Origin of the sequence: Dokdonella sp. (assembly GCF_019634815.1) — a bacterium.
In the GTDB taxonomy this organism is placed as follows: domain Bacteria; phylum Pseudomonadota; class Gammaproteobacteria; order Xanthomonadales; family Rhodanobacteraceae; genus Dokdonella_A.
On sequence record NZ_JAHCAP010000021.1, the window covers coordinates 29,999 to 38,631 of the forward strand.

Sequence of the window (8,633 nt, forward strand, 5' to 3'; positions counted from 1 at the left end):
CCGGAAAACTCGATTGGTGTGGATTGCCCATTGTTCCACAAGGTCAACGGGCGACGCACAAGGGCCGGTCAGGGCTCGTCGGCGGGCGGATCGGCCTCACTGTGACCTTCGGCATGCGTCTGCGGTTCCCGCGCGCGCCCCACCAACTGCTCGATGAAACCACGGTTGAAGGACAGCCACAGCAGCGCGGGGATCACCGCAGGCAGGATCAGTACCGCGAACTGGTAGGCCACGCCGATCGCTTCGCGCGACAAACCCGCGGCGGCGATGGCAGCCACACCTTCCTCGCCCGACTGGTAGGCGAGCACCTTGAGCGCTTCAGCACAGATGCCGAAGGCCTGGGCCAGCCAGATCAACACAAAGGCGACCAGGAACTGCAGCGCTCGGCGTCCGGCAGTCAGCGGCGTTGCCATCGTCAGCCCGGCGAACAAGGGCAGCGACCAGGCATAGACCATCGGATTGAGCGTGGGCTCGAGCACGGCGATCCCGCCGGCATGGCCCCCGCTGGCCGCGATCGTCACCTGCACGCGCGTGGCCACAGTGACGAAATACGAACTGCGCGCCACCACCCGGCCGGTCGCATCGATCAATTCGCCGCCGAGCGTGAGATTTTCGAACAATCCGCTCCACAGGCCTAGCAAGGCGAATTTGGCCATGTGCATCGCCGGCATGACCCACACGGGCGCCCAGGCCAGCCAGATCACGAACGCGAGTGGCAACCACAGCAGGGCGCGCAGTGCAAAACCGCGGACCGGCGAGTTTGTCATCTCAATCCACCCAGACGCGCGCATTGCGGAACATGCGCATCCACGGCGAATCCTCACCCCATTCGCGCGGTCGCCACGACAGCTGCACGCTGCGGAACACGCGCTCGGGATGCGGCATCAGGATGGTGGCGCGCCCATCGTCGCTGGTGAAGCCGGTGGCGCCGCCCGGCGAACCGTTGGCGTTGTACGGAAAGCGCTCGGTCGCGCAGCCGGCGTTGTCGACGAAGCGCAGGGCGAGCACTGCGCGACTGGCATCGTGCGGCTCGCTGAACAGGGCACGTCCCTCGCCGTGCGCCACCACCACCGGAATGCAGGAGCCGGCCATGCCGCGCAGCAGGATCGCCGGTGAATCAACCACCTCCACGGCAACCAGCCGCGCCTCGTACTGCTCGCTCGCATTGCGTGCGAATCGCGGCCAGTGCTGCGCGCCGGGAATGATCGACTTGAGTTGCGACAACATTTGGCAACCGTTGCACACACCCAGCGTGAAGGTTCGTGAATCGGCAAAGAATTGCGCGAACATGTCGCGCAGCATGGCGTTGTAGAGCACCGAAGCCGCCCAGCCGCGACCGGCACCGAGCACATCGCCGTAACTGAAGCCGCCGCAGGCGGCCAGACCGCGGAAATCCGCCAGACTCCGTCGCCCACTTGCGAGATCACTCATGTGCACGTCGACGGCCTCGAAGCCGGCGCGCGTGAACGCGGCCGCCATCTCGATCTGGCCATTGACGCCCTGCTCGCGCAGGATCGCGACGCGCGGCCGTACGCCGCGCGCGATCCACGGCGCTGCAACATCATCGGTCGGATCGAACATCAGTCGCGGTGACAGTCCGCGGTCACTCACGTCGCAGCGCGCCGCAAGTTCCGCATCGGCGGTCGCGGGATTGTCGCGCAGGCGCTGCAGCGCGTGGCTGGTCTGCGACCACAGCCCCATGAGCTCGGCCCAGGGTCGCGTGCTGAGCTGGGTTTGACCCAGACGCACACGCACACGCATGTCCACGGTCGGCGCGGCGACGCGATGCGCAAGCGCAACAACTCCGTGACGCTCCAGCAAGGCGAGCAGTGCTTCGCAGTCGTCACGGCGCACCTGCACGAGCACACCCAGCTCTTCATTGAACAGGGCTGCCAACGCATTCTCGCCCCAGCCATCAAGCACGATGTCCAGACCGCAATGCCCGGCCAGCGCCATTTCCAGCAGCGCCACGTACAGGCCGCCATCGCTGCGGTCATGCCAGGCCTGCAGCAAGCCCGCTTCACGCGCTGCACCGAGCGCGGCCAGCACGGCCATCAATCGCTGCGGATCGTCGAGGTCGGGAGCCTCGCCTCCGCGCCGCGCAAAGGCCTGCAACAGCGAACTGCCGCCCAAACGGTTGCGTGCGCCACCGATGTCGAGCAGCCAGATCTCGCTTGCTTCCAGATCGCCCTGCAATTGCGGCGTGAGCGTTCGCCGCACATCGGCACAGCGCGCGAAGGCGCTGACGATCAGCGAAACCGGTGACACGGTCTGCACGTTCGCTGCCGGCAGCGTCGAATCCGACCAGCGCGTCTGCATCGACAGTGAATCCTTGCCGACCGGAATGGAAATACCCAGTGCCGGACACAGCTCCATGCCCACCGCATGCACGGCATCGAACAAGGCCGCATCTTCGCCGCCGAATCCGGCGGCCGCCATCCAGTTTGCCGACAGGCGCACTTCGTCGAGGCGCACGTCGGCAGCAAACAGATTCGTGAGCGCCTCGCCCACCGCCATGCGCGCGCTCGCCGCCGCATCGATCAGCGCCAGCGGCGTGCGCTCACCCATCGCCATCGCTTCGCCCGCATGGCCTTCGAAATCGACCAGGGTCACGGCACAGTCGGCGACCGGCACCTGCCACGGCCCGACCATCGGATCGCGCGCGCACAGACCACCGACACTGCGATCACCGATGGTGACGAGGAAGGACTTGCTGCCGACCGCTGGCAGGCACAGGACACGCTCGATCGCCTCCTCCAGCGCAATGCCATCGAGATCGGGGACGATGTCGATGCGTTGTGTCGCTCGCCGCGTGTTGCGCTGCATGCGTGGCGGCTTGCCGAACAGCACATCGAGCGGAAGATCGATCACATGGCGGTCGGCAGCGTCTTGCGCGCAGCGCTCGTCCACCAGCAGCAGGCGGCGCTCGGCGGTGGCTTGGCCGACCACCGCGAACGGACAGCGCTCGCGTGCGCAGATGGCGCGAAAAGCCTCGAGATCGGCCGGCCGCACGCCGAGCACGTAGCGCTCCTGCGACTCGTTGCACCAGATTTGCATCGGCGAAAGCTGGGCATCATCGCTGGGGATTTCGCGCAGCCGGATCACACCACCGACACCCGAGTCGTTGAGCAATTCGGGAATCGCGTTGGACAGGCCACCGGCACCGACATCGTGGATCGAGACGAGCGGATTGCCCTGGCCGCGCGCCCAGCAGCTGTCGATGACTTCCTGACAACGCCGCTGCATCTCGGCGTTGTCACGCTGCACCGAGGCGAAGTCGAGTTGTTCGGAGCTGGCACCGGCCGCTACCGACGAGGCCGCGCCGCCGCCCAGGCCAATCAGCATCGCCGGGCCGCCGAGCACGATCACGCAATCGCCATCGACGAGATTTCGCTTCTCGACGTGATCGGCGCACAAATTGGCGACGCCGCCGGCAATCATGATCGGCTTGTCGTAGCCGCGGTACAGACCTGGCGCACCACCATCCTGCTCGAACGCGCGGAAATAGCCGCCCAGGCAGGGACGTCCGAACTCATTGTTGAAGGCGGCCGCGCCAAGCGGTGCGTCGCGCATGATTTCGAAGGCACTGGCAAAACGCGGCGGCAGTGGACGCTCGCGCTCCCACGGCCGCGGCAGACCGGGGATGCGCAGGTCCGACACGGTGTAGCCGACCAGTCCGGCCTTGGGTTTGCCGCCGCGTCCGGTGGCACCCTCGTCGCGGATTTCTCCACCGGCGCCGGTCGATGCGCCCGGATACGGCGAAATGGCGGTCGGGTGGTTATGCGTTTCGACCTTGATCGCGTAGGGAACGTCCTGCGCATGCGTGCGAAAGACCGCGTCATCCGCATCGGCGTGGAAGCGCTGCGCAGCGCTGCCGCTGATGACGGCGGCATTGTCGTGATAGGCCGACAAGGTGTGTGCCGGTGACTGCGCGTGGGTATTGCGGATCATCGCGAACAGCGACTTCGCTTGCTCGACGCCGTCGACCATGAACTGCGCATTGAAGATCTTGTGTCGGCAGTGCTCGGAATTGGCCTGCGCGAACATCATCAGTTCGGCGTCGCTGGGATCACGCCCGAGTTCGGCATAGCGGGCGGCAAGGTACTCGATTTCATCTTCGGCCAGCGCCAGGCCGAGCTGCGCGTTCGCCGCCAGCAGATTGGCGCGCGGATCCGTGCCCAGCACGATGCGCCGCAGGGGCGCAGGCGCGCCGGCGTCGAACAGTTTTGACGCGTCCTCGATCCGCTCGATCACGGCCTGCGTCATCGGATCATGCAGGGCCCGCTCGACAACACGCCGCGCGTCGGCTGCAGCCGGCAGGCCGTCGAGCTCGAAGCCGATGCCGCGCTCGACGCGGCGCACCTCGATGCCGCAGCCCATGAGGATTTCAGTGGCCTTGCTCGACCACGGCGAACGGGTTCCCGGGCGCGGCACCACCCACAGCGTTGCAGGCGCGGCCTTGCTCTTGTCAGCCTGCAGGATTTCGCTCAGACGTGAGCGATCGAGCGTGACATCACCGCAGTCGACGAAGTAAACCCAGCGGGCCGAACGCACGCGCGCACCGGGTGCCAGTGGCGCCAATTCGGCATTGAGTCGTTCGACGCGGAACGCGGACAGCGCAGGCAGGCCGTCGAGGACGATCATGGTGCGGGCGCCTCGGCAAGGGAGCCCGTCATTGTAGTGGAAGCCTGCGCCCGTGCGGCGAACTGCATCGCCACGCGGGCGCGAACGATCGCGGCGACGCTCAACCGCCGTTGGTCAGCGTGGGCGCGTCGAGCGACTTGAGCCGTGCCAGCATCTGGTCGGGGTCGAGATAGCCGCCGATCTTGCTGCCATCGGCCGCGTAGATCGCCGGCGTACCGTTGACGCCCACTTGCGCGCCGAGCTCAAAGTCCTGCGTCACCGGGTTGTCGCACTTGACCAGGGGCGGCGTCTGGCCAGCCTTGGCCGCGGTGAAGCTCGCCTTGCGATCCTTCGCGCACCACACCGAGACCGCCTTGTCGAACGACTCGGTGCCCGGGCCCGAACGCGGGAAGAACAGGTAATCTATTTCGATGCCGCGCTTGTTGTACTCGGCGATCTGCGAGTGCAGCTTGCGGCAGTAGCCGCAATCGATGTCGGTGAACACCGTGACCTTGTACTGCGGCTTTCCGGCCGGCGCGAAGATGATGCGTCGGCTCGTGGGCACCGTGTCGAGCTTTTTCTTCACGTCGATTGCCAGACGCGCCTCGGTGAGGTCGCGCTGCTTGAGCGTATCGAGCAGCTTGCCCTGCAGGATGTACTTGCCGTCATCGCTGATGTAGACGATCTGGCTGCCGACGATCACTTGCTGGAAGCCAGCCATCGGCGCGGCTTCGATCGCATCGATGCTTGCCTGCGGCACGAGGTCGGTGAGCGCCTTGCGCGCAGCGGCCTGCGCCGGGGTGTCGGCCGCATGGGCGATGCCACTGGCGCACAGCGTCGCGAACGCGGCGGTGAACAGGAAGGAATTGCGCATTGACATGACGGGGCTCCTCAATTCTTGGCGGTGGCGGCCGCGCTCTGTCGGTCAAGCTCGGCGGCCAGCATGTCGGGGGACATCGCGATCTGGCCGGGAATCTGCTTGCCATCCGGACCAAGGATCGTCGGGGTCGCATTGATGCCCAGCGACTGCGCAAGGCTGGCAAGTTCGTTGACTGGATTGGGGCAGGTTGCGGTGCCCGGGTCCTTGCCCGACATCGCCTCGGTGAAGGCCTCGACGCGATCCTTGGAGCACCATACCGCCTGTGCCTTCTTGTCGGCGCCCGGGTGAATGCTCAAGGGATAGAACAGGTAGTCGACCGCGATACCCTTGGCGTTGTACTGCGCGATCTGCTGATGGAAGCGGCGGCAGAACGGACAGTCGATGTCAGTGAACACGGTGACGGTGTGCCTGGTCGCAACGGGCGCCTTGGGCGCAAACACGATGCGCTTGTCCGGGCCTATCTTGGCAAGCGCGAGCCTGCGCACCTTGGCGCGCGATTCCTGGGTCAGGTCGACCTTGTTGGCGACATCGAAGGCGCTGCCGTCAAGCACGTAGCGGCCGTCTTTGCTCACGTAGATGAACTGGCTGCCGACAATGGCTTCGTAGAAACCCGGCACAGTCGATTCCTGGGCTTCATCGACCTTGGCATTGGGTGCAATGGCCTGAACCGCCTGTTGAACCACTTCACGGGGCGTTGCGGCAACGACCGTGCCGGCGAATGCCAGGGCAAGCAACGTACAAAGAAAGCGCATGACAACCTCGAGCTGGACTTGGTGGCAATGGCGGCGTGATCGACCATGAGGGATCGCGTGCCGCAGGTCAGCACTGACCTCTGCGCGGCCGCCAAGTTCCAACCGTGCAACCCGGGATTATCCCACGCAAGTCATTGAAACGGAAGCGTGAAGCGAATCAGCCACGCGGGTGGTGCCGGGCATGCAGGCGCTTGAGCCCTTCCTTGGCCACCAAGGTGTAGATCTGGGTCGTCGACAGCGAGCTGTGACCAAGCATGAGCTGCAAGGCTCGCAGATCGGCACCGTGATTGAGCAAGTGGGTCGCAAACGAGTGCCGCAGCACATGCGGCGACACCCGCCCCGCGGCAATGCCGACCGCGGCGGCGTGCTTGCGCACCAAGGTCCAGAACATCTGCCGCGTGATCGGCGCGCGTCGCGCGCTCACGAACAAGGCCGGGCTATGGCCACCCTTGAGCAGGGCCGGGCGCGCCTGCTCGATGTAAAGCGCGAGCCAGTGCGCCGCTTCCTCGCCCAGCGGCACCAGGCGCTCCTTGCCGCCCTTGCCGGTGATGCGCAAGACGCCCTGGCGCAGGTTGACCTGACTGGCGGCAATCCCGACCAGTTCGCTCACGCGCAAGCCGCAGGCGTACATCAGTTCCAGCATGGCGCGATCGCGCTGGCCCAGCGGCGTGTCGGGCGGCGCATGCAGCAGCGCCTCGATCTCGGCCTCGCCCAAGGCCTTGGGCAGGCCGCGCGGCAACTTCGGTGCGTCCACGAGCAAGGTCGGATCCGCTTCGATGCGGCCCTCGCGCAGGAGCTGGCGATAGAAATGGCGCAGCGCGGAGATCAGACGCGCGGTCGAACGTGGCTTGTAGCCGGACTGCGCGCGAGCGGCCAGATAGTCCTGCAATGCCCCTCGGTCGGCACCTGCAAGTGACATGCCCCGCTCGCCCAACCAGCACGAGAAACCGCTCAGATCAGCGCGATAGCTGGCCAGCGTGTGATCGGCCAAGCCGAGCTCGGCCCAGATCCGCTCGATGAACTGCGCGATCAGGGCCACATCGTCGCCAGTGATTTCACGATCACGCGACCGCTTCGCCGTATTCACTCGGTTCTTGGACACGCTGGATACGGACATCGGCGGAACCACGGTGCTGATGTCACGAGCCTAACAGGATCGCGGCACTGGCTACTCATGGCAGCCGATCGACACGCCAGCCCCCGCTGCATGAAGGGCCGGCCGCATCGATTCACGCGAGTCAGCGTGCATCAATGATTCCGAGAGCGCCGGCACACGAGTGCAGTCTGGGTAGCCACACTGCCAAGAAGGACCGCGGCCACCTGCGACCTTGCAAACTTCATGCTCCACGTGGACGCGAATGCGTGACCGGCTTGGCAGCTGCAGCGATCTGTCTCACCATCGCCGTGATGAGCCCTGATCCCGTTCGCAATCCCCTGCTCGCGCGCCGTTTTGCCGCGATGCTCTACGACCTGCTGCCGCTGTTGGGACTGTGGATGCTGGTGGCCGCGCTGTTCCTGCTCGCATCCGGTGGGCACGTGGATGCCGCGCATCCACCGGTTGCCTATCTGCTTGCGCTGCGCTGTGCCTTGATCGGCGTGAGCGCGGCCTATTTCACCGCTTCATGGGTCCGCGGTGGGCAGACGATCGGAATGCGTGCCTGGCGCATTCGCGTCGAAGCCGTCGATGGCAGTCGCCTGCCTTGGCACCGTGCGCTCCTGCGGTTTGCGATCGCCTTGCTGTCGCTGGGCCTGTTTGGCCTGGGCTACCTGTGGTGCCTCATCGACCGCGAAGGGCGTGCTTGGCACGATCTGGCTGCGCACAGCCGGATGATCCAGCTGCCACGTGGATGAATGACATGCGGATGGGCGCAGCGGGAAACCGTCTGCGCGCCGCGCGCCGACTCAGGCAGCCAAGGCCTGCGCGAGCATGCCTTCGATCGCGTCGAGATCGGGAATGATCGCGCGATCATCACGCACGAGCACTTCGACGCGCACACCCGGCGCATGCGGCTCGTCATCCGAAGTCTGAATCAAGAGTTCCTGGGTGATCGTGGTCAGGCGCGGGAAGCCTTGCACGAGCAGCGCGATGAACGGCATGCCGGCATTGCCACCCAGGGCCTTGAGCACCGCGACTCGCGCGTTGTTGCGGTTTTCCTCGGTGAGGCGGCCCGTGAGAATCGGCAGCGACACCAGCGGCAGTCGCCAGCCGCGCCAGGTCAAGCGACCAAGCAACCAAGCCGGGGCGCCGGGTATCGGTTCGGGCGTGGTGTAACTGATGACCTCGGCGACGGTGGCGTTGGGCAGCAGCACACGGCCTTCGGTGACCGGCACCATGACGCCTCGGATTTCACGCGGGAGTTCGGCCATCTTCGTCTTCC

Annotated in this window: 7 protein-coding genes; 1 reads left to right on the forward strand and 6 read right to left on the reverse strand. The window is 65.9% G+C overall.

Annotated features, from left to right (window positions below):
* Positions 1-68: 68 nt before the first annotated feature.
* The 5 genes from KF759_RS10825 to xerD all read right to left on the reverse strand — a co-directional run bounded on the left by KF759_RS10825 (position 69) and on the right by xerD (position 7,372).
* The gene (locus KF759_RS10825; RefSeq protein ID WP_291225329.1) at positions 69-767 is read right to left on the reverse strand and encodes an exosortase H-associated membrane protein; all 699 of its coding nucleotides are present in this window, start codon (positions 765-767) and stop codon (positions 69-71) included.
* A gap of 1 nt (position 768) precedes the next feature.
* Positions 769-4,644, reverse strand: a complete 3,876-nt coding sequence (gene purL, locus KF759_RS10830; RefSeq protein WP_291225331.1) for a phosphoribosylformylglycinamidine synthase — start codon at positions 4,642-4,644, stop codon at positions 769-771.
* A 100-nt stretch (positions 4,645-4,744) separates the two neighbouring features.
* Positions 4,745-5,503 carry a DsbC family protein gene (locus KF759_RS10835; protein WP_291225333.1) on the reverse strand — a complete coding sequence of 253 codons (759 nt, stop codon included), beginning with the start codon at positions 5,501-5,503 and terminating at the stop codon, positions 4,745-4,747.
* A gap of 11 nt (positions 5,504-5,514) precedes the next feature.
* A complete protein-coding gene (locus KF759_RS10840) occupies positions 5,515-6,255 on the reverse strand; it encodes a DsbC family protein (protein ID WP_291225335.1) in 741 nt (246 codons plus the stop codon).
* Positions 6,256-6,412: 157 nt separating this feature from the next.
* Entirely contained in the window at positions 6,413-7,372 is a 960-nt protein-coding gene (xerD, locus tag KF759_RS10845) for a site-specific tyrosine recombinase XerD (RefSeq protein ID WP_291225337.1), read from the reverse strand.
* Between the two features lie 290 nt (positions 7,373-7,662).
* On the opposite strand from xerD, the gene KF759_RS10850 reads away from it, so the two are divergent.
* Entirely contained in the window at positions 7,663-8,106 is a 444-nt protein-coding gene (locus KF759_RS10850) for an RDD family protein (protein WP_291225339.1), read from the forward strand.
* A 51-nt stretch (positions 8,107-8,157) separates the two neighbouring features.
* Here the strand turns inward: KF759_RS10850 and KF759_RS10855 are convergent, their stop codons facing one another.
* Complete coding sequence (locus KF759_RS10855; protein ID WP_291225341.1) at positions 8,158-8,622, reverse strand: chemotaxis protein CheW; 465 nt, start codon at positions 8,620-8,622, stop codon at positions 8,158-8,160.
* Between the last annotated feature and the right edge of the window lie 11 nt (positions 8,623-8,633).